The 22,982-nt window shown below is 66.3% G+C and carries 23 protein-coding genes; 17 read left to right on the top strand and 6 right to left on the bottom strand.

All coding sequences use genetic code 11. The features are described 5' to 3' along the window. Nucleotides 1-7: 7 nt before the first annotated feature. On the bottom strand, nt 8-445 hold the full coding sequence (locus ACUCV3_RS05405) for a winged helix-turn-helix transcriptional regulator (protein WP_004208038.1): 438 nt from the start codon (nt 443-445) through the stop codon (nt 8-10). A 101-nt stretch (nt 446-546) separates the two neighbouring features. On the opposite strand from ACUCV3_RS05405, the gene ACUCV3_RS05400 reads away from it, so the two are divergent. Together ACUCV3_RS05400 and ACUCV3_RS05395 are read left to right on the top strand one after the other, a co-directional pair. Beyond that, complete coding sequence (locus ACUCV3_RS05400; protein WP_482240412.1) at nt 547-1,287, top strand: SDR family oxidoreductase; 741 nt, start codon at nt 547-549, stop codon at nt 1,285-1,287. Between the two features lie 127 nt (nt 1,288-1,414). Next, nucleotides 1,415-1,735 (top strand): DMT family transporter, encoded by a 321-nt coding sequence (locus tag ACUCV3_RS05395; protein ID WP_188081873.1) that lies wholly within the window; start codon nt 1,415-1,417, stop codon nt 1,733-1,735. On the opposite strand, the gene ACUCV3_RS05390 is transcribed toward ACUCV3_RS05395, so the two are convergent. Then, nucleotides 1,707-2,402, bottom strand: coding sequence for a winged helix-turn-helix transcriptional regulator (locus tag ACUCV3_RS05390; RefSeq protein ID WP_279730335.1), 696 nt, complete (start codon nt 2,400-2,402; stop codon nt 1,707-1,709). The genes ACUCV3_RS05395 and ACUCV3_RS05390 overlap by 29 nt on opposite strands. Before the next feature lie 113 nt (nt 2,403-2,515). Here ACUCV3_RS05390 and ACUCV3_RS05385 point away from each other — a divergent pair, with 113 nt between their 5' ends. From ACUCV3_RS05385 to ACUCV3_RS05365, 5 genes are read left to right on the top strand one after another with little or no spacing between them, the layout of a single operon-like run. Beyond that, nucleotides 2,516-2,962: a VOC family protein gene (locus ACUCV3_RS05385; protein ID WP_279730333.1), complete on the top strand. Its 447-nt coding sequence runs from the start codon at nt 2,516-2,518 to the stop codon at nt 2,960-2,962. A gap of 30 nt (nt 2,963-2,992) precedes the next feature. Next, entirely contained in the window at nt 2,993-3,355 is a 363-nt protein-coding gene (locus ACUCV3_RS05380) for a DUF1428 domain-containing protein (protein WP_482240411.1), read from the top strand. A 32-nt stretch (nt 3,356-3,387) separates the two neighbouring features. After that, entirely contained in the window at nt 3,388-4,188 is an 801-nt protein-coding gene (locus ACUCV3_RS05375) for a VOC family protein (protein ID WP_279730331.1), read from the top strand. Then, nucleotides 4,188-4,679: a VOC family protein gene (locus tag ACUCV3_RS05370; protein ID WP_278987801.1), complete on the top strand. Its 492-nt coding sequence runs from the start codon at nt 4,188-4,190 to the stop codon at nt 4,677-4,679. Before ACUCV3_RS05375 ends, ACUCV3_RS05370 begins: the two co-directional genes overlap by 1 nt. Beyond that, on the top strand, nt 4,676-5,143 hold the full coding sequence (locus ACUCV3_RS05365; RefSeq protein WP_482240410.1) for an SRPBCC domain-containing protein: 468 nt from the start codon (nt 4,676-4,678) through the stop codon (nt 5,141-5,143). The genes ACUCV3_RS05370 and ACUCV3_RS05365 overlap by 4 nt, the downstream gene beginning before the upstream one ends. Here the strand turns inward: ACUCV3_RS05365 and ACUCV3_RS05360 are convergent. Together ACUCV3_RS05360 and ACUCV3_RS05355 are read right to left on the bottom strand one after the other, a co-directional pair. Further along, on the bottom strand, nt 5,106-6,065 hold the full coding sequence (locus ACUCV3_RS05360) for a hypothetical protein (RefSeq protein WP_279730328.1): 960 nt from the start codon (nt 6,063-6,065) through the stop codon (nt 5,106-5,108). The two genes, ACUCV3_RS05365 and ACUCV3_RS05360, sit on opposite strands and share 38 nt — an antisense overlap. Nucleotides 6,066-6,466: 401 nt before the next feature. Beyond that, nucleotides 6,467-7,726, bottom strand: coding sequence for an oligogalacturonate lyase family protein (locus tag ACUCV3_RS05355; RefSeq protein WP_279730326.1), 1,260 nt, complete (start codon nt 7,724-7,726; stop codon nt 6,467-6,469). A 239-nt stretch (nt 7,727-7,965) separates the two neighbouring features. Here ACUCV3_RS05355 and ACUCV3_RS05350 point away from each other — a divergent pair, with 239 nt between their 5' ends. The 4 genes from ACUCV3_RS05350 to ACUCV3_RS05335 all read left to right on the top strand — a co-directional run bounded on the left by ACUCV3_RS05350 (nt 7,966) and on the right by ACUCV3_RS05335 (nt 12,457). After that, nucleotides 7,966-8,274, top strand: coding sequence for a BA14K family protein (locus ACUCV3_RS05350; RefSeq protein ID WP_279730324.1), 309 nt, complete (start codon nt 7,966-7,968; stop codon nt 8,272-8,274). A gap of 74 nt (nt 8,275-8,348) precedes the next feature. Further along, a complete protein-coding gene (locus ACUCV3_RS05345; protein WP_017502475.1) occupies nt 8,349-9,104 on the top strand; it encodes an EF-hand domain-containing protein in 756 nt (251 codons plus the stop codon). 14 nt (nt 9,105-9,118) lie between these two features. Next, a complete protein-coding gene (locus ACUCV3_RS05340) occupies nt 9,119-11,842 on the top strand; it encodes a TonB-dependent receptor (RefSeq protein WP_482240409.1) in 2,724 nt (907 codons plus the stop codon). A 78-nt stretch (nt 11,843-11,920) separates the two neighbouring features. Beyond that, on the top strand, nt 11,921-12,457 hold the full coding sequence (locus ACUCV3_RS05335) for a hypothetical protein (RefSeq protein ID WP_279731758.1): 537 nt from the start codon (nt 11,921-11,923) through the stop codon (nt 12,455-12,457). A gap of 69 nt (nt 12,458-12,526) precedes the next feature. On the opposite strand, the gene ACUCV3_RS05330 is transcribed toward ACUCV3_RS05335, so the two are convergent. Next, a complete protein-coding gene (locus ACUCV3_RS05330; protein WP_048937677.1) occupies nt 12,527-13,693 on the bottom strand; it encodes a pyridoxal phosphate-dependent aminotransferase in 1,167 nt (388 codons plus the stop codon). A gap of 144 nt (nt 13,694-13,837) precedes the next feature. Beyond that, nucleotides 13,838-14,995 (bottom strand): pyridoxal phosphate-dependent aminotransferase, encoded by a 1,158-nt coding sequence (locus ACUCV3_RS05325; RefSeq protein WP_482240408.1) that lies wholly within the window; start codon nt 14,993-14,995, stop codon nt 13,838-13,840. Nucleotides 14,996-15,191: 196 nt separating this feature from the next. Here ACUCV3_RS05325 and ptsP point away from each other — a divergent pair, with 196 nt between their 5' ends. From ptsP to ftsH, 6 genes are all read left to right on the top strand, one after another. After that, nucleotides 15,192-17,465, top strand: a complete 2,274-nt coding sequence (ptsP, locus tag ACUCV3_RS05320) for a phosphoenolpyruvate--protein phosphotransferase (RefSeq protein ID WP_004208020.1) — start codon at nt 15,192-15,194, stop codon at nt 17,463-17,465. A gap of 74 nt (nt 17,466-17,539) precedes the next feature. Then, a complete protein-coding gene (locus tag ACUCV3_RS05315) occupies nt 17,540-18,478 on the top strand; it encodes a helix-turn-helix domain-containing protein (protein WP_279776181.1) in 939 nt (312 codons plus the stop codon). Nucleotides 18,479-18,574: 96 nt separating this feature from the next. Next, entirely contained in the window at nt 18,575-19,516 is a 942-nt protein-coding gene (locus ACUCV3_RS05310) for a hypothetical protein (RefSeq protein WP_279728665.1), read from the top strand. A 10-nt stretch (nt 19,517-19,526) separates the two neighbouring features. After that, nucleotides 19,527-20,474, top strand: coding sequence for a tRNA lysidine(34) synthetase TilS (gene tilS / locus ACUCV3_RS05305; RefSeq protein WP_279728666.1), 948 nt, complete (start codon nt 19,527-19,529; stop codon nt 20,472-20,474). 130 nt (nt 20,475-20,604) lie between these two features. Further along, nucleotides 20,605-20,796 (top strand): hypothetical protein, encoded by a 192-nt coding sequence (locus ACUCV3_RS05300; protein ID WP_004208016.1) that lies wholly within the window; start codon nt 20,605-20,607, stop codon nt 20,794-20,796. A 100-nt stretch (nt 20,797-20,896) separates the two neighbouring features. Further along, nucleotides 20,897-22,843: an ATP-dependent zinc metalloprotease FtsH gene (gene ftsH, locus ACUCV3_RS05295; protein ID WP_004208015.1), complete on the top strand. Its 1,947-nt coding sequence runs from the start codon at nt 20,897-20,899 to the stop codon at nt 22,841-22,843. Nucleotides 22,844-22,982: the final 139 nt, after the last annotated feature.

The raw sequence follows: 22,982 nt of genomic DNA, 5'->3' as shown, positions 1-22,982 counted from the left end.
TCGCCGGTCAGGCGTCGCGCGCGTCGAAGCGGGCGCGGGCGTCCTCGACCGTGGCGAGATTGCGTTCGGCCCAGACCCATACGCCGCAGAAGGCGGCGCTGAGGCTGTTGCCGAGCGGGGTGAGGGCATAGTCGACGCGCGGCGGCACGACCGGATGGACGGTGCGGGTGAGCAGGCCGTCGCGCTCCATCTGGCGCAGCGTCTGGGTCAGCATCTTCTGGCTGATCCCTTCGACCGCGCGGCCGATCTCGGTAAAGCGCAGCGTGCCGCGCTCCTCCAGCAGTTCCAGTATCAGCATCGTCCATTTGTCGGCGACCCGGCCGATCAGTTCATTGACGAGTCGCTCCACCCGCGGATCGAGTTCGGTCGGCGGATCATGGTCGAGATACTGCTCGGCGGCCGCTATTTCGGCCGTGGCGAAGCGGGATTCCAGAGGATTTGCCATTTCTTACCTTTGGGTGCCTATGGCACTTTTCGGTGCCTTCTTTCCAAAAGAGAGTGTGGGGCTAAATTAGTGGGCAAGCAACCAGTCACAGGAGCTTTCCCATGAAAAATTCCGGCAACACCATCCTCATCACCGGCGGCGGTTCGGGCATCGGCGCGGCGCTGGCGCATGAATTCCACGCAGCGGGCAACCAGGTCATCATCGCCGGGCGGCGGCAGGCGGCACTCGACGAGGTGGTCGCGGCGCACCCCGGCATGGCGTCGATGGTGATCGACATGGAAGATCCGGCGGCGATCGCCGCCTTCGCGGCAAAGCTGGTCGCCGATTTCCCGGCGCTCGACGCGGTGCTGCTGAATGCCGGCATCATGGTGGCGGAGGACCAGATCGACCTCGCCATCGCCGAGGCGACGGTGGCCACCAATCTGCTCGGCCCGATCCGCCTGACCCATGCGCTGCTGCCGCATCTGCTGGCGCAGAAGAGCGCGACGATCCTGACCGTGTCGTCGGGCCTGGCCTTTGTCCCGCTGGCGGCGACGCCGACCTACAGCGCGACCAAGGCGGCGATCCATGGCTGGTCGCTGGCGATGCGCGAGCAGCTCAAGGGCACGGGCGTCGATGTGGTGGAGATCGTGCCGCCCGGCGTGCAGACCGACCTGATGCCCGGCCATGCCGAAAATCCGCAGATGATGCCGCTGGCCGATTTCATCAGCGAGACGATGGGCCTGTTGCGGCAGGAGCCGACCCCGGCGGAAATCCATGTCGAGCGGGTCAAGTTCCTGAGCGAGGCGACCAAGCGCGGCGAGTTCGACCAGGTGTTCGGGATGCTGAACGGGGCGCATTGAGGCCTGCAAAGCTTGCCTCCTGCATCGGGGAGGACTATCTGGGCTTCGTCAAGCGAGGCCACGTCCTCCCCCGCCATGCGGGTTTCAAGTCCGGGACGGCCCGGCGCCCCTGTGAAGGAGCGCCATCATGGCCTGGATTGCCCTGTTTTTTGCCGGATTGCTCGAAATCGTCTGGGCCTTTGCGATGAAGCAGTCGCATGGCTTTACCCGGCTGGTGCCCAGCCTCATCACTCTCATCGCGATGATCGCCAGTTTCGGCCTGTTGTCGATGGCGATGCGCAGCCTGCCGCTGGGCACCGCCTATATGATCTGGACCGGGATCGGGGCGCTGGGGGCCTTTGCCGTCGGCGTCGCCTTCCTGGGCGAAGCGATCAGCCCGGCGCGGCTGGCGGCGGCGGCGCTGATCCTCTCCGGTCTTGTCATGATGAAGCTGGCGTCGCCTGGCTGACGGTTGAGGGTGCCTTGGGCGGCAGGGGGAAGAGGCGGACGAACCGTTCCGCCAGCCCCCGGTCGCCCTCCATTTGCAGGGCCGGGGCCATCGCGGCGAAGGACTGGCCGCCATAGACGATCGCGGCGAGCGCATTCTGGTCGCCGGTGAAGATCAGGTCGGCGCCGGCTGCTTCGCCCCGGTCGATGGTGAAATCGCCGTCATGGAGCGTGGCGCGAAACTCCTCCTCACCGAAGCGGAAGCCGATGGTCGCATCCAGATTGCCGATCGCGGCGCGATCGATCATCGTGCGCATCGACATCACCACCGACACCTGGCTCATCGGCATGCCCGGCTGCATCGTGGGCGATCGGCACGCCCAGCGGCCCAGTACCATGAACAATATTTCCGACTCGCGGCCCCATTCGGTCAGCTCGTAAATCTGGCTGGCGGCGGGCGGGGGCAGGCGGCGGCGGACAAGGATGCTGGCCGCTTCCAGTTCCTCCAGCCGCTGGGTCAGCACATTGGCGCTGATTCCGGGCAGGCTGGCGCGCAGGTCGGTGAAGCGCTTGGGGCCGAGCAGCAATTCCCGCATGATCGGCATCGCCCAGCGATCACCGATCAGATCGAGCGCATGGGCGGTGGCACAGCCATCCTGATAGGCGCGTTTGCGCGGGTTGGGACTCATTGGTTATCTTTTCTAACTTGTCTGTTGCATAATATAATCTTCGGGCGCACAAAGTTCAAGTCGGCGACTCACGACAAGGTGCGAGCCGCCATGAAAGCATGAGGAGAGAGACGATGGCCGATGCGCCCGCGCCGAAGATGATCTTCGTCAACCTGCCCGTCACCGACCTGCCCGCCGCGATCGCCTTCTATGAAGCGGTCGGCGCCGTGCGGAACAATGATTTCGCCGATGACAGCGCGCAGATGATCAGTTTTTCCGAGACGATCCATGCGATGCTGCTAACCCATGAACGGTTCGCCGGCTTTACCCCGCGCAAGATCCCCAATGCCCATGAAACCGCGCAGGTACTGCTGTGTTTGAGCGAGATGAGCCGGGACGCGGTGGACGCGACGGTGGACAGGGCGCTGGCGGCGGGCGGGACCGAGCCGAACCCCAAGCAGGATCATGGCTTCATGTATGGCCGCAATTTTGCCGATCTGGACGGCCATATCTGGGAAGTGATGTGGATGGATGTCGCCGCCGCGATGGCCGCGAACCAGGGAGAAATTGCCGACGCCTGATGTCGACGACCTTGCAGAAGGAGAGAGACGATGAGCTATATGGACGGGTTCGTGATCCCGGTGCCCAAGGGCAACAAGGAACGCTATAAGGAGGTCGCGGCCTTCGCCGCGCCGATCTTCATCGAATATGGCGCGCTGCGCGTGGTCGAATGCTGGGGCAACGACATCAAGCCCGGCAAGGTCAATGATTTCCGCACTGCCGTCATCGCCGAAGAGGATGAGGAAGTCGTCTTCTCCTGGATCGAATGGCCCGACAAGGCGACCCGCGATGCCGGCGCCGAGAAGGTGATGAAGGATGAGCGCATGCAGCCCAAGGAGGGCGAGGACATGCCCTTCATCGGCGCGCGGCTGATATATGGCGGGTTCGAGGTGCTGGTCGACGAAAGCGCCTGAGCTTCCCCAATATCGTTTTCGGGAGAAAGAGGATGACCGACTTTAGCGGCAAATTCTTCTGGTATGAACTGATGACCAGCGATCCCGCGGCGGCGCTGGCCTTTTATGGCGATGTCGTCGGCTGGACGGCAGAGCCGTTTGGCGGCGACCTGCCTGACGGCCCTTATCAGGTGATTTCCGGCAGCGCCGGACCGCTGGGCGGGGTGATGGCGATTCCGGCCGAGGCCAAGGATTGTGGCATGACGCCCTGGTGGGGCGGCTATGTCGGGTCTGCCGATGTCGATGCCGATGCCGAACGGCTGAGCGCGGCCGGGGGCAGCGTGAAGCGTCCGCCCGAGGATATTCCGGGCGTCGGCCGCTTTGCGGTGATGGCCGATCCGGGCGGCGCGGTGTTCATGCTGCTCAAGGGATCAAGCCCCGAGGGGATGGATGCGCCGCCGCCAATGGCGCCGGGCCATGTCGGCTGGCACGAGCTATATGCCGGCGATTTCGACAAGGATCTGGCCTTCTATACCGGGCAGCTCGGCTGGTCGAAGGGCGAGGCCATGGATATGGGCGAGATGGGCAGCTATCAGCTTGTCTCGCAGACCGGCTCGACGGACTTTGACGGCATGACCGGCGGCATCATGCCGGTGCCGCCGATGATGCCGGTGCCGCTATGGCTGTTCTACTTCACCGTCGGCGACATCGATGCGGCGGTCGAGCGGGTGACGGCCGGTGGCGGCACGGTGCTGCAGGGGCCGATGGAGGTGCCGGGTGGCGCCTGGATTATCCAGGCGACCGATCCGCAGGGCGCGATGTTCGCGCTGGTCGGCAGCAAGGGAGAGGGGTGATGGACAAGATTTCGCCCTGCCTGTGGTTCGACGGCCAGGCCGAGGAGGCGGCGCATTATTATGTGTCGGTATTCGGCGGGTCGGTCGACCATGTGAGCTATTATCCCGAGGTCAATCCGTCGCCTTCGCCGCTGCCGGGCGGGAGCGTGCTGCTGGTCGAGTTCAGCCTGTTCGGGCAAAGCTATCAGGCGCTGAACGGCGGGCCGCAATTCAGCTTTGACGAGGCGATATCGCTGTCGGTGGCGTGTGCGGACCAAGCGGAACTGGACGGCTATTTCGACCGGCTGACCGGTGATGGCGGCACGGCCGGGCCGTGCGGCTGGGTGACCGACAAATATGGCCTCTCCTGGCAGTTGGTGACGCGCCAGATCATGGACAATTATCATACCGGCGACCGCGCCGGCATCGCCCGGATGATGCAGGCGATGATGACGATGCAGAAGCTGGACAGCGGCGCGATGCACGCGGCGTTCCTGGGAGAGGCGGCATGAGCGGGGCGGCGCATGAGCTGTCGGTCACCTGCCTGATCGAGGCGCCGCGCGAGATTTGCTGGAAGGTGTGGACCGACCTGAAGGATGAATGGTTCTGTCCCAAGCCCTGGCGCGCCGAGGTGATCGAGGAGGATATGCGCCCCGGCGGCCGCAGCGCGGTGCAGATGTTCGGGCCGAATGGCGAGGAGACCGGGCCGATGGAGGGCATTTTCCTGGAGGTGGTGCCGGGTGCGCGGATCGTCACCACCGATGCCTATGCCGCCGGCTGGATACCGCAGAGCCCGTTCATGACCGCGATCTGGGACTTTGTAGCGGAGGGCGATGGCACCCGCTTCACCGCGACCGCGCGCCACTGGGATGCGGAGGCGAAGGCGCGGCATGAGGAAATGGGCTTCCATCCCGGCTGGGACGAGATGATGGCCCAGTTCAAGGCGCTGTGCGAGACGTCGGCCGCGAGCGCCTGAGCGGATCGCTGGCGGGCTGGTCGGGCACCAATATTTCGGCCGGGTCCATTTTCGACATCGCGATGGCGGCGCGCATGAAGAGCAGGGCGGGGCGCAGCGATGTGTCGCCGCTTTCCTGCACCAGTTCCCGCAGCGCGCGGACGAACAGGTCGGGCCAGCGTTCGATATCCACGCCCTGGCCACGCAGGATCAGCGCGGTCGCGCTCCAGTGGCGCTGGAGCAGGCCGATCATGTCGGCATAGTCGCGGGAGTCGCCGACACAGGCATCGGTCATCTCGCGGAAGATCGGCCCGAGCAGCAATTGAGGCTTGCCATCGCCCACGCCCGCCCAGAGCGAGCCGGGATATTCGGCGAGCAGGCCGTTCAAGGCATCGCCGAAATAGCGCAGCCGCCCGTCATGGGTCGCGACCTCGATTAACGGGGCGGCGGTGCCTTCCTGCTCGGCGCGATGGCGCAGCAGCATCTGGCAGGCGAAACCGGCCAGGGCGCCCAGCGTCTCTTCGGCCGAGCGGGTGCGCGGCGGACGGACCCGGTCGAGCAGGCGGCGGGCGAGCGCCTCGTCCGGATCGAGCAGGGCGGGCATGCCCTGTCGCGCGCGATCGACGCGGTGCAGGCCGCGCGTGGCGTGGCGGACCCAGAGAGAGAAGGCGAGGGTGAACAGCGCGAAGCTGGCCGCCATGGCGCCGAGCAGCGGCAGCGCATAGGCGTTGCGCAGCGGCTGCAGGAACAGCGCGAGCAGGCAGAATATCGGCAGCAGGGCGAGCGGCAGCAGGCGGGCGACGCCGCGACGCAGGCGCTGCGCGGTGGCCATGTCGGGGATGGCATATTGGCCGCCGATCAGGCCGAACGGCATGAACAGCGGGCGGCCGTCCGCGCCATGGCCAAAGGCGCTGTCGATGAAGCTGGTCGTGAGGCGGCGCATGGCAAGGGTCCGGCAGGAAGGAATGCGGGCGCGCCGCGGCGGCAGCCTGACGGGGAAGCTGTTACCGGAATATGAGGGAATGGGCTGAAGGGCATGTTTACCCTTCCGTGTGGCGTCTCGATTTTAATTAGACGCTATTCTTTGGTTCTGCGCCGCTGGGGCAAATTCGGACGGTCTGGAAGCGACCAGAAGCTGACGTTTCTCATTCCTCCCCAAGCTTGTCTTGGGGAGGTGGCAGCGCGAAGCGCTGACGGAGGGGAAATGGCGCAAGCGCAACGCTATTGCCCCTCCACCGCCTGCGGCGGTCCCCCTCCCCAAGCAAGCTTGGGGAGGATTTTCGGACAGTCCGCTCTCCACCCATCCCCGTCATTCAACGGGCGTCGGACTTGTGCGCGCGCGGTCTAGCGGGTTTTCGCGGTTTCGACGGCATAGATGGCGGGACTGCCCGCGACATTGCTGCGATAGACCAGCCATTTGCCGTCGGGCGTGAAATGCTGGTTGGGTTCGAGCGTATAGTCATGGCTTGCCAGATCGACGAGCCGTTCCGTCTCCAGCGTGCCGGTGGCGATCAGCGTGTCGCCGGCCAGCGTGTTGCGGGCGCGGGGATTGTCGTCGGGGCGGGGGTGGAAGAGGCTGATATATTTGCCGTCATTGGCGCCGTCGCCCGAGAAGCTGCGGCCGTCGGGCGATGAGGCGAAATGATAGGCGCCCTGGCCGGGGCGGATCGCATACCAGCGGCGCGCGCCATTGGCGACATCATGGCCGGCGAGCCAGCGCATCCCCTGCGGCATGATGAGGTCGTACCATATGGTGCGGCCGTCGGGCGCCCAATATTCATGGCCAGCAATCTCGCCCTGCAGGATGCGCTGATGCACCTTGGTTTTGGCGCTGCCGTCGGTGCGGATGGTCCAGATGCGGTCGACCTGCTGCCAGGGGCCTTCATGGCAATACATGAGCAGATCGGGATCGGTCGGCGAGAATTGGACATGGTTGAGCCAGTCCTTCGACGCGGTGATGCGGCGCTGCTGGCCGGTGGCGATGTCGATCGCGAAAATTTCCATCGGCACGCCGGCGGCGAGCCGGGCCTCCATCCATTTTTCCTTGGCGGCGGCGAAGGAGAGGGGGCGGCCCTGATCGTCGGTGCCGCTATAGCTGGGCGAGCCGGTTTTCGGATCGCGCTTGCCCTGGGCGGCGATGGCGGGCGGCGGCGGGGCGAGTTCGCGATGGCCGGCAAGCAGCGTGTCGTTAGCATTGATGGATTCGATGCGGCCGCCCGGCATTGCCGCGATCCGGCGGCGCTTGCCGCTGTCGAGATCGACCGACCAGACGATGAAGGACGGCTCGCCTTCGCTGCTGCCGGTCGGGTTGGTGGTATAATAAGCGACATTGGCGCGGTGGCCGACGAACAGCAGCCGGTCGACCTTTTCCTTCAGCACAAGCCGGGTTCGCCAGTTGCTGGTGTCGGCGACGCGAATCCCCTCCGGCGTCAGATAGACCATGCGCTTTCCGTCGGGGGTGAAGGGATTATAGTTGAAATAGAGGCCGTAATTGCCCGGCCGGTCATCGACGCGGACGATGCGATGGCCGGTGGTCGGGTCGGTCCAGCTGGCGGGCGAGGGTGCTTGCGCTGCGACGAGCAGGGGGAGGGCCAGCCCGATCATTGCCTGCCTCAACCGCATCCCATCCTCCCAGTCCAAGTTCAATTTGCGGGATTGGATACCGCATATCGGGAATTTGGCAAGGCGGCTGTGATGCGGGCGCGCCGCGTGCTTGCCGAGCCAAGCCTTTGACAGAGGAGGGCAATAAGGCGCGGGCTTCTGAAATATTCGTGAAATGACGGGGCAAAATCGGGTGGCCACAGACGGGGCGGAGATTTTCCACCCAGATGAAAGGCCATGACATGACTTATCCCTCGCTCCTGACCCTGGGCGCCGCCGCGCTGATGGCGACGCTGGGCGCGCCGGCCATGGCGCAGGCGCCGCATCATGGCACGAGCCAGCCGGTGAGCAGCAAGGCGCCGGCCAAGAAGCCTGCCCCGGTAAAAGCCCAGCCGGCCAAAGCTCAGCCGGCCAAGGCCCAACCCGCCAAGGCCCAGGGCCGTTCGACCGGCGCGGCGCACCAGAAGGCCTGCCGCAATCGCTACAAGAGCTATGACGCCAGGCTGGACAGCTATCTCTATCGCGGCAAGCGGGTGCGCTGCACGCTCTGATCGCGACCGATGCGGGGCGGTGCCGGGGGACGGCGCCGCCCCGTTCCTGTTTTCATGAAGAAGGACGAGGCGCGATGCGCAAGATGATGATCGGGGCGGCGCTGCTGCTCTGTTCGGCGCCGTTGCTGGCCCAGGGGGGCATGGGTGGCGGCATGGGCGGCGGCGGCATGGGTGGTGGCATGGGCGGTGGCCCGCCCGGCGGTGGCGGCGGCCCTCCCGGTGGCGGCGAAGGCCGGCCACAAAAGCCGCGCGAGATGAAGCCGATCAAGCGCAGCCAGATCGACAAGATCGTGACCGTCATGTTTGCCGAAGCCGACAGCAATCGCGACGGCATCGTGACGATCGACGAATTGCGGCTGGTGGTGCAGGCGCGGCGCGAAGCGATCATCCGCACGCGTTTCGACGCGATCGACAGCAATCATGACGGCACGCTGAGCCTGGCCGAGTTCCAGGCCTGGCAGAGCAGCATGGGATCGGTCGCGCTGTCGGAAACGGGCGCGATGGGCGATCAGGGCGGGCCGGTGGCCGAGGCGATCATGCCCAAGCTGGGCGATGACCCCGAGGACGCGATACTGGGCCGGCTGATCGAACCGCTCAATGCCAGCGCGATCGCCCAGGCCAACAGCAATTATGATGCCGGTGCCTCGCTGGAAGAAGTGCTGGCGTTCGAACATGCCCGCTTCGACGCGGCAGACGCCGATCATGACGGGGTGCTGTCGGCCGAGGAGATGCGCAGCCTGATGCCGCGGCGTGGTCCCGGTGGAGGCCCCGGCGGTCCGGGTGGCCCCGGTGGACCGGGCGGCGCGGGCGGACCGCCGCCGCGCAACTGACGGGATTGATGCCGATGCCTTGCCTATCCTTGTCCTGCCGTCGGGCGGGCAGCGCCCTGCTGCGCGCCGGATGCAGTCTGTTCGCCCTATCGACGCCGGCTATGGCGCAGAGCGTGGCGAGCGACGATATCGTCGTCACGGGGCAGGCGCCGCCGGGTGCGGTGATCGGCGACATTCCCGCGCAGAACCAGCTCGGCCGTGCCGACATCGATGCCTATGGCGTCGGCACGGTCAGCGAATTGCTGGACGAGATCGCGTCGCAGACCAGCAGCAATCAGGGGCGCAGCGATGACGGCCGGGTGGTGCTGGTCAACGGCAAGCGGATTTCGGGCGTCAACGAGGTCAGCGACCTGCCGACGGAGGCGATATTGCGGCTCGACATCCTGCCCGAGGAGGTCGCGCTCAAATATGGCTATGATGCGCAGCGCAAGGTGGTGAACATCATCCTGCACCGCCGCTTCCGATCGCAGGTGGCCAATGCGGGCGGCGGGATCGCGACGGCGGGACAGGGCGAAAATCTGGCCGGCGATGTCGGCTATACCCGCATTCGCGACAATGACCGGGTGAGTGTGACGGCGCGGGCCAAATCCTCCGCCTCGCTGCTGGAGAGCGAGCGCGACGTGATCGTCGATCCGGAGGCGGCGGGCGATCCGACCGGGCGGGTCAGCGACGACCGCGCCTATCGCACCCTGTCGCCCGCCACCCGCAGCTATATGCTGAACGCCACGGTCGCGCATCAGCTGGGCGAGACGGCGAACCTGTCCTGGAACGGGCGTGCGGACTACAAGACCAGCAAGGCGCTGAATGGCCTGCCCACCGGCAGCCTGACCGAGGGCGACGAGACGGTCGAGCGCATCCTGTCGCTCGATCCGCTGCATCAGGACACGCGCGCGCTGACGCTGAGCAGCGGCGTCAGCCTGAACATCGACCTGTCGAAGACCTGGCGCATGTCGGTGATCGGCAGCTACAGCCATAGCGACGCCCGGACCGACAGCGATCGCGGCTATGATCTGGACGAAGTGCAGGCGGCGCTGGATGCGGGCGATGTGGCGGCCGATGGCGTGCTGCCCGCGAGCCTGCTGGGGGGCATGGGCACGCAGAAGGCGCGTGCGTTGCAGGACACGGGCAGCGCCAGCCTGCTGGTCAATGGCAAGCTGTTCAAGCTGCCGGCCGGCAATGTCGGCATGAACCTGCGGCTGAGCGGCGACACGAGCAGCCTGCGATCGTCCAGCACGCTGGATGGGGTGATGTCGCAGCGGACCGCGAGCCGCACCAATGGCGGCGCGCAGATCAGTTTCGACCTGCCGATTGCCAGCCGGCGTAACGGCTTCCTGCCGGTGCTGGGGACGCTGACCGCCAATATGAACGCGTCGGTGACGCAGGTTTCCGACTATGGCACGCTCGGCACGCTGGGCTATGGCCTGAGCTGGACGCCGCGCACCGGCATCACCATCATCGCGGCGGTCAATAATGACCGGACCGCGCCGACGCTGGACCAGCGCAACAGCCCGACCATCACCACCAGCAATGTGCGCGTCTATGACTATGTGCGGGGGCAGAGCGTGACGGTGATGCAGGTGAGCGGTGGCAATCCGGCGCTGACCGCCGACAATCGCCACCAGTTCAAGCTGGGCGCGACGGTGAAGCCGCTCACCAAGGTCAACCTGACCCTGTCGGCCAATTATGTGAGCAGCGAGACGCGCGACGCGATCATCAGCCTGACCGGCGTGTCCTCCGCATTGGAGGCGGCCTTCCCCGATCGCTACAGCCGCGACGAGGAAGGGATGCTGACGCGGATCGACACACGGTCCGTCAATGTCGCGCGCGAGGAGATGAAGCAGCTGCGCTGGGGCCTCAATTTCACGCAGATATTGCGCAAGCCCAAGCGACCCGAGCCGCCGGCCGGCTTCGTGCCGCCATGGCGGCGGGCGGCGGCGCAGGGCGATGAGGCGCAGATGGCGGCGCCAAAGGCAGAGGGTGACGATGCGCAGCCCGCAGAGGGCGCGCCCGGCGGTGGTCCCGATGCCGAGCAGGATGCGATCCTGGTCGACGGCCACCGGCCCGATGATGCGACGCCGATGGGGCCGCCCGGCGGCTTTGGCGGGCCGGATGGCTTCGGCCCGCCGCCTGGCCCTCCGCCCGACGGCATGGGGCCGCCCGATGGTCCGCCGCCCGGCGGTGGTCCGGGCGGTCCCGGTGGCCCCGGTGGACGGGGCGGCTTCGGCCCGCCCGGTGGCGGTCCGTTCGGCGGTGGCAGCGATAATGGCGCGCGGCTGCAGCTCTCGCTCTATCACAGCATCATGCTGCGCGACGCGGTGCTGCTGAGCGAGGGCGGGCCATGGGTCGACCTGTTGAACGGCGGCACGCTGGGCGGTAGTCCGCAGCCGCGCCACAAGGTGCAGCTGAGCAGTGGCGTGATCGACAATGGCGTCGGCATCCGGCTGGACGGCAACTGGCAGAGCGCGTCGCATGTGACCGGCGACCAGACGGCGTCGGGTGGCGACCTGCGCTTTGGCCAACTGGTGACGTTCGACCTGCGGCTGTTTGCCAACATGGCCAACCGGTTCCGCGGCCAGGAGTGGGCGCGAGGCATGCGGGTGAGCTTCACCGTCGGCAATCTGCTCAACCGGCGGCAGAGCGTGACCGATGGCACGGGCGCGACGCCCGTCGCCTATCAGCCCGCCTATCTCGATCCCGAGGGGCGGACGTTGATGCTGTCGGTGCGCAAGATATTCTGAACGGGAAAGGGGCGGCCGATGACCGGCTACCCCTTCAACCTGATTGAAAATCCATCATAAACTGCGCATCTGGCATGGATGAGCAAACTCTCTTTCCTTGCCCGGATAGGGGCGCCGATCGGCGTCCTGCTGGGGACGCCCGCCGCTGCGCAGGAGGCGCCGGACTTTTTCGGTGCGGCGCTGTGCCAGCCGCCTTATTCGACCGACAGCGCGACCGCCCTGTATGAAGCCGCCGAAAAGGTCGCCAAAGCAGATACATCGATGTTGGGGGCGGCGATCTATACGTTGCCCGCGCCGATCGAGCGGGACGGCTTTGTGGCGCGGGCGGTGGTCTTCGCCGGCATGTCGATCGGTGTGCTGCTGGATGGCGAAGTCGCGGAGGCTGCGGCCGCCCGTTATGGGCTTGCCAGGGAAAAGAGCCGGTTGTTCGGCGCGTCGAGCCTGGGCTTTGCGCGGCAACTGGACGATGGGGCGCAGGATATGCGCGAGATGGGGCTGATTTCCGTCGTTGCGCGGCAGGGGCCTGCCCTGGCGGGACGGACATTGCTGACCTGCGAGTTCGTGTCGCATGAGGATCGCAAGGCGCTGGACAGTCAGGAAGGCGATGCGCCCTAATATGAAAAGGGGCGCCCGGTTGTCCGGACGCCCCTCCTTCGTGACGGCTTTGCTATGGGGTGCCGTGGATCAGGCCTTGTAGACCTTGTCCACAGCCGCACAGAATTTCGTCATGTCTTCGGCCGAACCGACGGTGACGCGCGAGACATTGGGCCAGATCGGCCAGTTGCGGCCGATCTGCACCTTTTCCGGCGAGGCGAGCAGGGCGGCCTGCATTTCCTTGGCCGGCTTCTTCCAGTTGACCATGAACATGTTGGCTTCGCTGCCGGGCTGGACTTCGATGCCCTTCTTGGTGAGCCAGGCGATGGTCTGGTCGCGGGCGGCGATCATCTCGTCGCGGCGCGCCTTGATGAGCGCGGCTTCGGGATAGACGGCGTTGCCGCAGGCCATGGCGGTGATCGACAGGCCGCCGGCCGACGGGCCGAACAGCATCAGGCGCTTCTGCACTTCGGGATCGGCGAAGGTGAGGCCGAGGCGGATGCCGGCCATGCCGAACAGCTTCGAGAAGGTCCGCATGACAATGATGTCCTTGCGGTTGCCGATCAGCGAAGCGGCGCTGGGTGCGTCCGAGAAGTGGATATAGGCTTCGTCTACCAGCAGCATGGAATCGGCCGGCTTGTTGTCGAGCAGCCACTTGATGTCGGCGATCGGCGTGATCGTGCCGGTCGGGTTGTTGGGTGTGCAGATATAATAGAGGCCGGCGTTCGGGTTGGCGGCCAGCATGGCCTTGACGTCATGGCCCTTGCCGACGGCCTGGGGCGCCTTGGCGATCGGCGCCTTGAGATAATCGGCGGTGCGCCAGGCGGATTCGAAGGTCGGGTCGGCGGTGACCAGGCCCTTGGTCGGCGAGCAATAGGCCGCGACGGTCGAGACCAGCGGGCCACCCGAGCCGGGCCACAGCATCACCTGGGCTTCGGGAATGCCCTCCACCTTGGCGATGGTCGAGACCAGGTCGCCACGATAATTGTCGGGGTCATACCAGTTGCCGACGGCGCCGGCCTTGGCGATGGCGTCGACGCCCGAGGGGAAGGGGCCGGTCCAGCATTCGTTCGAGCCGATGCGCACCGCGCCCTTGATGCCGCGGGCGGCCTGCTGCTGCGCGAAGGCGGGCGCGGCCAGCATTTCGTGCATCGCGGCGCCGGCGCCGATCAGGGCGGCAACCTTGGCAAGCTGGCGGCGCGAATAGCCGCGCTCGATCAGGTCTTCCCGCGCTTCCTTGTCCAACATCATGGTCATGCCGATTGTCCCCTTGTTTTCCTGCGAAATGCCTTGGATTTCGTCTGGAGAAACGAAGGCGGAAACAATTTCCGCAATGCAAAAGGGGCTGCGGCACGCTTTATTTTGCGCGCCGCAGCCCCTTTTTCGTAAGGTCAGGTCAGATCAGGCTTTCCAGACCGCATCCACGGCCTCGCAGAAGGCGTCCATTTCGCTGGCCGAGCCGACCGAAATGCGCGAGACATTGGGCCAGATCGGCCAGTTGCGGCCGATCTGCACCTTCTGCGTCAGCAGGGCGGCCTGCATGTCCTTGGCGGGCTTGCCCCAGTCGACCATGAACATGTTCGCCATGCTGCCCGGCAGCACCTTGATCCCCTTCTTGGTCAGATGGGCGATCGCCTTGTCACGGTTGGCCGCCATTTCGGCCTGACGCGCCTTGATGAGATCGGCCTGGGCGACCGAGACGGTGCCGCAGGCAACGGCCGTCATCGGCAGCATGGCGGTGACCTGGCCACCGTCATAGCGCATCATCTTTTCCATCAGCGAGGGCGCGGCGAAGGTGAGGCCGAGGCGCATGCCGGCCATGCCGAACAGCTTCGAGAAGGTGCGCAGCACCAGCACGTCGTCGCGGGTGGCGGCGAGCTTGGCGGCGCGCGGCGTGTCGGTCCAGTGGATATAGGCTTCGTCGACGACCAGTACCGAATCCTTGGGCTTGTTGGCGGCCAGCCATTCGATGTCGCCGATCGGCGTGATCGTGCCGGTCGGGTTGTTGGGCGAGCAGATATAATAGACGCCGGCATTGGGATCGGCCGCCAGCATCGCCTTCACGTCATGGGCATTGTCCTTGGTCAGCGGCACCTTCGTCACCTTGGCGCCGAGCCAGGCGCCGGTGCGCCAGATCGCTTCATAGGTCGGGTCGGCGGTGACGATGCCCTTGGTCGGCGAGGCGAAGGCGACGGCGACGCGGCTCAGCGGATCGGACGAGCCGGGCCAGGCGACGATGCGGTCCGCCGGAATGCCCTCCACCTGCGCGACGGCGGCGAACAGCTTTTCATGCTCATTGTCGGGTTCGTAGCGATTGCCTTCGGTCACCAGCTTGAAGGCGGCTTCGGCGGCGACCGGGAAGGGGCCGGTCCAGCATTCGTTGGCGCCGATGCGGACCGCGCCCTCGACCGGCTTGGCGGCCTGCTGGGCGGCGGCACCGACGGTGCGCATCGCGACGGCGCCGGCGCCGAGCAGCGCGGTCACCTTGGCCAGCTGGCGGCGCGAATAGCCGCGGTCCAGAAGCTCCTGTTCAAACTCCGTTGGCGTGGTCGTTTCCATGATCCCTGACTCCCAGACATGCTTGATGCTGCCTTTGCGGCGTTAGACGAATGTACAGCATGTATCCGCCACGCAAATGAGGAAGATGACCTAGCTTATCAGCGATGCGCAACAATCGTGCTTTTCTGCGGGGTTCATGAACATATCGCGAGGAAAGCGCTTGGAAAGAAAGCCATCCATCTGTTAGCGATTTGCCATGCCCAGTACGCCCGCCGCCGCCGCCCGCCAGATCCTCGTCCGCCTGCAGGAGGTGATGGCGGCGCGCACCAGCGCGCAGGCCAAGCTGAACAAGGTGGTGGAGATCATCGGCGAATCGCTGTCGAGCGAGGTCTGCTCCATCTATCTGGTGCGCGAGGGCGTGCTGGAACTGTTCGCGACCCGCGGCCTGAAGCAGGAGGCGGTGCATGTCACCCGCATGGCCAAGGGCGAGGGGCTGGTCGGGCTGATCGCCACCAATGTCGAGCCGCTGAACCTGGACGAGGCCGCCGCCCATCCCGACTTTTCCTATCGCCCGGAAACCGGCGAGGAACTGTTCCACAGCTTTGCCGGCGTGCCGATCGTGCGGCGCGAGCGCGCGCTGGGCGTGCTGTGCGTGCAGCATGTCGAGCCGCGCAAATATGAAGAGGTCGAGATCGAGGCGCTGCAGACGGTGGCCATGGTGCTGTCCGAGCTGATCGCCAATGCCGAACTGGCCGATGACGGCCCGACCGATGCGCGGGTGCAGGAAACCGGGTCGAACATCATGACCGGGCTGCAACTGGTGATGGGCATGGCGCGGGGCCATGTCGTGTTCCACCAGCCGCGCGTCCATATCGAGCATACCGTCGCCGAGGATACGGAGGCGGAGCGGCAGCGGGTCATTTCCGCCTTTGCCAAGATGCGCGAACAGATCGACCGGATGACCGGCACGGCCGATTTCGGGACCGAGGGCGAGCATCAGGAGGTGCTCGAAACCTACAAGATGTTCGCCTATGACGAGGGCTGGATCCGCCGCATCAACGAGGCGATCGACAGCGGCCTGACCGCCGAGGCGGCGATCGAGCGGGTGCAGCAGCGCACCCGGATGCGGATGCGCCAGATCGACGATCCGCTGTTGCAGGACCGGATGCACGATCTGGAGGATATGGCAAACCGGCTGCTGCGCATCGTGTCCGGGCAATTGGGCACGGCGGCGCAACTGGGGCTGCGGCAGGACGCCATCCTGATCGCGCGCAACCTGGGGCCGGCGGAGCTGCTGGAATATGACCGGCGGCGGCTGAAGGGCGTGATCCTGGAGGAAGGGTCGCTGACCGCCCATGTCACCATCGTCGCCCGCGCAATGGGCGTGCCGGTGCTGGGCCGGGTGCGCGACATTCGCCACCGGGTCAATGAAGGCGACCTGATCCTGATGGATGTCGCCGAAAATGCGCTGCTGATCCGGCCGACGCCCGACATGGAGGAGGCGTTCGAGACCAAGCTGCACATCACGCAGAAGCGGCGGGCGGAATTTGCCGCGCTGCGCGACCTGCCGTCGGTGACGCAGGATGGGGCGCGGATCGAGCTGATGGTCAATGCCGGCCTGCGCGAGGATGCGCAGGCGCTGGACATGGTCGGCGCCGACGGCATCGGCCTGTTCCGCACCGAATTCCAGTTCCTGGTGTCGGCGACGCTGCCGCAGCGCGAGAAGCAGCAGCGGCTCTACAAGGATGTGCTGGACGCGGCCGGCGACCGGCCCGTCATCTTCCGCACCGTCGACATCGGCGGTGACAAGGCGCTGCCCTATATGACGCGCGAGGATGACGAGCATGAGGATAATCCGGCCATGGGCTGGCGCGCGATCCGGCTGGCGCTGGACCGCGACGGCCTGATGAAGGCGCAGGCGCGCGCCTTGCTGGAGGCGAGCGCGGGCAAGGTACTGAACATCATGTTCCCGATGGTGTCGGAACCCTGGGAGTTCGAGGAGGCGCGCACGCTGGTCGAGCATCAGCGGCAATGGCTGATCGGGCAGAAGAAGAAGCTGCCGGTGGCGGTGCGCTATGGCGCGATGCTGGAGGTGCCGGCGCTGGCCGAGGTGCTGGACCTGCTGCTGCCGCAGCTCGATTTCCTGTCGATCGGCACCAACGACCTGACCCAGTTCCTGTTCGCCGCCGACCGCGCCCATCCCAAGCTGGCGGAGCGCTATGACTGGCTGAGCCTGGCGATCTTGCGTTTCCTGGATCGGGTGGTGCGGATCTGCGAGATCTACAAGGTGCCGGTCGGCGTCTGTGGCGAAATGGGCGGGCGCACGCTGGAGGCGATGGCGCTGATTGGCCTGGGCGTACGGCGACTGTCGATCACGCCGGCGTCGGTCGGGCCGGTCAAGGCGATGATCCGGGCGATCGACGCGGCCGAATTGCAGGCGCTGATGCGCGATCTGCTGGACAGCGGGGCAAGCGATCTGCGCGCGCAACTGACCAGCTGGGCCGAGCAGAGGAACATCGAGCTAGCCTGAAAAGACACCGCCCCGGCGTTGACAAGCGCCGTCCCGCAATGAGACAAGGCCGCCAATCAAGGTCGCGGAGCAGCATGGCAGACGAACCCGAATTCGAACCCGTCGCGGACGACGCGACGGCAGCGCAGCCCAGCACCCCCGGCGCCAAGTTGCGCGCCGCGCGCGAGGCGCAGGGGCTGTCGGTGCAGGATATCGCCACCCGGACGCGCATCGCCCAGCGCCAGCTGGAGGCGATCGAGCGGGACGATTATGGCGCCTTGCCGGGCATTCCCTATGCGGTGGGTTTCGCCCGCGCCTATGCCCGCGCGATCGATCTGGACGAGGTGGCGATCGCCGCCGACGTGCGCAATGCCGTGCATAATTCCGACATGGGGGCGACCCGCTACGAAGCGTTCGAGCCGGCCGACCCGGCGCGGGTGCCGTCGCGCACCTTGGCCTGGACCGCGGCGGTGATCGGCATCATCGTGATTGCCGGCTTCACCATCTGGCGCACTCAGTTGCTGACCCCGCCGACCGGCGAGGAAATCGCTGAGCAGCAGGCAGAAAAGCCCGCTGCCGCGCCCAAGGCCGGCGTGCAGGCGCCGATTGCGGCGCCCGTGACCGGGCCGGTGGTGTTCACCGCCAATGACGATGTGTGGATGCGCATCGTCGACGAGGCGGGCGAGCGGCTGAAAGACGGGCTGCTGAAGAAGGGCGAGAGCTTCACCTTGCCGGCCGGCGCGCGCAATCCGACGATCCTGACCGGTCGCCCGCAGGCGCTGGACGTGACCGTGGGTGGCAAGGCGATCCCGCCGTTGGGCGCGGCCGACCGCACCATCGCCGACGTTCCGGTCAGTGCCGAGGCGCTGCTGGCACGGGCCGCCGCACCGGCAGGGGCTCCGGTGGGCGCTCCGGCGCCGGCAGGCCAGCCGTCGCGCGCGCCGACGACGCCCGCAGGCGGGCAGGGGAGCGTGCCGACGCCGGCTTCGCCCCCGCCGCCGACCGCCGCGCCGCAGCCCAGCGCGGGCAACTAATCCGTCCCATAGCCGGACAGGTACGAGCGGGCCGCGCTTTGTTGCGTGGCGCGTCCGCCTATGGTTAAAGGCGGAAAGATTTAGTCGGGGATCATCATGCGTTACGCCTTTCTCGCCACCACCGCCATCGCGCTGGCGGCCCCGCTGCTGTCGGCCGTGCCGGCCGCTGCCCAGCAGAATCCCACGGTCGAACTGCGGGTCGACCGGCTGGAAAAGGAAATGCGGGCGGTGCAGCGCAAGGTGTTCCCGGCCGGCACGCCGGTAGAGGCGGAAATCACCCGACCCCAGACGCCGACTATCGCGCCCGGCAGCCCGACGTCGAGCCCGGTGGCCGACCTGACCGCGCGGGTGGGGGCGCTGGAATCGCAGCTCGCCTCGATCACCGGCCAAGTCGAGGAAAACAGCTACAAGCTCAAGCAGCTGGAAGAGGCGTTCAACCGCTACAAGGCGGAAGCCGAAGCGCGGGCCGTAACGCCGGTCGAGGCCGGCCCGCCGGTGATGCGTCCGACGGTCGCGACCGATGCGCCTGCGCCCAAGCCGGCTGCTGCCAAGCCGACGACCCCGCCCGCAAAGTCGGCCGCCGCGCCGGTGGCCAGCGATGCGCGCAAGACGGCGGTGGCGGCGATCGAGAAGCCGGATACCGGCGATGCGGCGGGCGATGCCTATAGCTATGGCTTCCGCCTGTGGGACGCGAAATTCTATCCCGAGGCGCAGGCGCAGCTCAAGGCGACGGTCGACAAATATGGCGACGGGTCGGTCGGCAGCCGCGCCGCCAACCTGCTGGGCCGCGCCTATCTGGACGATGGCAAACCGGCGCTGGCGTCGGTCGCCTTCTACGAAAATTACCAGAAGCGCCCGCGTGGCGAGCGCGCGCCCGACAGCCTGGCCTATCTGGGCGAGGCGCTGATCCAGCTCAAGAAGCCTGCGGATGCCTGCAAGGTCTATGCGGAGCTGGAACAGGTTTATGGTTCGACCCTGTCGAGCGGCCTGCGCGGCATGATGGACAAGGGCCGGACCAAGGCCAAGTGCAGCGTGTGAGCCGATAGACGTGCCGGAGCTGGCACCTTCCCATCGCCCCGATGCGCTGCGGCTGGCCGTGCGCGCGTTGGTGGACGGGGAGGAGATGGCCCGGTTCGGCATTGCGGTGTCGGGCGGGCCGGACAGCATGGCGCTGCTGGACCTGGCGGTGCAGGCCTGGCCCGGCCGGGTGGCGGCGGCGACGCTGGATCATGGATTGCGGGCTGAATCCGCGGCCGAGGCGGCGATGGTTGCGCGCTGGTGTGCGGAGCGGCGCGTCCCCCATGCGACCCTGGCGCCGGAGACGGAAGTGTCCGGCAATATCCAGGATTGGGCGCGGCGACAGCGTTATGCCCAGCTGGAGGCGTGGCGGGCCGGCGCCGGGCTGGACTGGATATTGACCGCCCATCATGCCGATGACCAGCTGGAAACCCTGTTGATGCGGCTCAACCGGGGATCGGGGGTCGGCGGCCTGGCCGGGGTGCGGGCGCGGGCCGGCCGGGTGCTGCGGCCGTTGCTGACGGTGCGCAAGGCGCAGTTGCAGGCCCATGCCGACCAGGCCGGGCTACCCTATGTGCTGGACCCGTCCAATGCCGATCCGCGCTTCGACCGGGCGGCGCTGCGCAAGCGGCTGGATGGCGTCGACTGGATCGATGCCGAGGCGGCGGCGCGCAGCGCGGCAGCGCTGGCGGAGGCGGAGGCGGCGCTGATATGGACGGTGGCGGGACTGGCGGCCACGCATATCCATCCATCGACCGATGCCTGGGTGCTGGACCGCACCGACCTGCCGCGAGAATTGTTGCGCCGCCTGCTGATCGAGATGCTCTGTTCTGCCGACCCGGAGATCGTGCTGCCGCGCGGCGAGGCGCTGGACCGGGCGATTGCCGCGGCGCGGGCGGGGCGGCAGGCGAGTCTGGGCGACTGGCTGCTGCGCGGTGGCGCGGTATGGACCCTGTCGCCGGCACCCCCGAGACGCTGAGATTTTCGGAAAAGTTCCACCGTCCGACGCAAGGTGCCAACGGCCGGTCGCTTTTGGGCGGCATGCTGACCGGTTCTTAACCCATGGGCCGTTAACCACATGGCGTGACCAATAGCGGGATTTGTTCGGAATGATGGAATTTGCGGCGCTGACCTATGGCTTGCTGATCAGCGTGATCCTCTCGGCCGTGAAGCGGAACCGGAAGCTGAACAAGGCGCATCCGCCGCTGCTTCTCTATATGGGCTATCTGCTGTGCGGCCTGTCCGCCGGCCTGGCGCTGGTGCTGGCCTATGTCGCGCTGTTCCAGCTGACCGGCAACTGACCATCTGGCAATCGACAGGGCCGGAAATCGGCAGCGGACGGCGCGTCCAGCTTGCGCTTTGCCGGCCACACCCTATCTTGCGGGGTGAAAGAGAGTGATGATGAACGACGAAAAAGACCCACAGGGTAATCCCTGGATCAAGAGTGCGATGATTTGGGCAGGGGTCATCATCGCCCTGCTCCTGTTCGTTTCGCTGTTCGAGCGCCCGACCACCCAGGCCGGCAGCGCCATCGCCTATTCGGAATTCCGTGCCAAGGTGCAGGAAGGCCAGGTCAAGGATGTGGCGATCGCGCCCGACCGGATCACCGGCACCCTGTCGAGTGGCCAGGGTTTCAGCACGGTCCCGGTCAATGACCCCAAGCTGACCGACCTGCTGGACGATTATAACGTCAAATATTCGGGCCAGGCCGAACAGCAGCCCAGCTTCTGGCAGATCATGCTGTATCAGTCGCTGCCGTTCCTGCTGATCCTGGGCATCGCCTTCTTCGTGCTGCGCCAGATGCAGAAGGGCGGCGGCGCCGGTGGCGCGATGGGCTTTGGCAAGTCCAAGGCCAAGCTGCTGACCGAAAAGCATGGCAAGGTGACGTTCGATGACGTCGCCGGCATCGACGAAGCCCGTGAGGAACTGCAGGAAATCGTCGAGTTCCTGAAGGACCCGAGCAAGTTCGCACGCCTTGGCGGCAAGATCCCCAAGGGCGCGCTGCTGGTCGGTTCGCCCGGCACCGGCAAGACGCTGCTGGCCCGCGCGATTGCGGGTGAAGCGGGCGTTCCCTTCTTCACCATTTCGGGTTCCGACTTTGTCGAGATGTTCGTCGGCGTCGGCGCGAGCCGCGTGCGCGACATGTTCGAGCAGGCCAAGAAGAATGCGCCGTGCATCGTATTCATCGACGAAATCGACGCGGTCGGTCGCCATCGCGGCGCGGGTCTGGGCAATGGCAATGACGAACGCGAGCAGACGCTGAACCAGCTGCTGGTCGAAATGGACGGCTTCGAGGCCAATGAGGGCATCATCATCGTCGCGGCGACCAACCGCCCCGACGTGCTGGACCCCGCGCTGCTGCGTCCGGGCCGTTTCGACCGCCAGGTCGTGGTGCCCCGTCCCGACATCGAGGGCCGCGAGAAGATCCTGGCCGTCCACATGAAGAAGGTGCCGCTGGCGCCCGACGTCAACCCGCGCACCATCGCGCGCGGCACGCCGGGCTTCTCGGGCGCGGACCTCGCCAACCTGGTCAATGAAGCCGCCCTGATGGCAGCCCGTCGCGGCAAGCGTCTGGTCGCCATGGACGAGTTCGAGGCGGCCAAGGACAAGGTCATGATGGGCAGCGAGCGCCGCTCCATGGTCATGACCGACGACGAGAAGAAGATGACCGCCTATCATGAGGCGGGCCATGCGATCGTCGCGGTCCATGAGCCGGCATCCGACCCGATCCACAAGGCGACGATCATTCCGCGCGGCCGTGCGCTGGGCATGGTGATGCGCCTGCCGGAACGGGACAGCTACAGCTATCATCGTGACAAGATGCACGCGAACATGGCCGTGGCCATGGGTGGCCGCGTCGCCGAGGAAATCATCTTCGGCTATGACAAGGTGTCGTCGGGTGCGTCGGGCGATATCCAATATGCCACCAAGCTGGCGCGCGACATGGTCACCCAGTGGGGCATGTCCGACAAGCTGGGTCCGCTGCAATATGAAGAGCAGCAGGGCGAGACCTTCCTTGGCTATTCGCAGAGCCAGCGCGTCCATATGTCGGACGAGACGGCGAAGCTGATCGACAAGGAAATCCGTGGCCTGGTGGAGCAGGGCTATGCCCGTGCGCAGGAACTGCTGAAGGGCCATGAGGACCAACTGCACCTGCTGGCCAACGCGATGCTGGAATATGAGACGCTCTCCGGCGAGGAGATCAAGGCGCTGCTGGAAAAGGGCGAGATCACCCGCGACGATGGCACCACGATCAAGCCGTCGGTGATCCCGGCTGCGGGGTCGTCCATCCCCAAGACGCGCAAGCGCAAGGGGCCGTTCGGCGATCCGACCCCCGCTGGCGCGTAATCGCCGAGCAGGCAGTGGAATGAAAAAGGGGCGCGGCCATGATGGTCGCGCCCCTTTTTCGTTTCCGGTACTTTTGCGTTTCGGACCATTGCGTTGCATGCGCGAGCGGATCAGAAGCGGGGCCGGACACCATCAATTT

This window comes from Sphingobium sp. VMM (genome assembly GCF_056790315.1).
The sequence above is the reverse complement of the archived record's forward strand: the minus strand, read 5'-3'. Positions and strand labels throughout refer to the sequence as shown.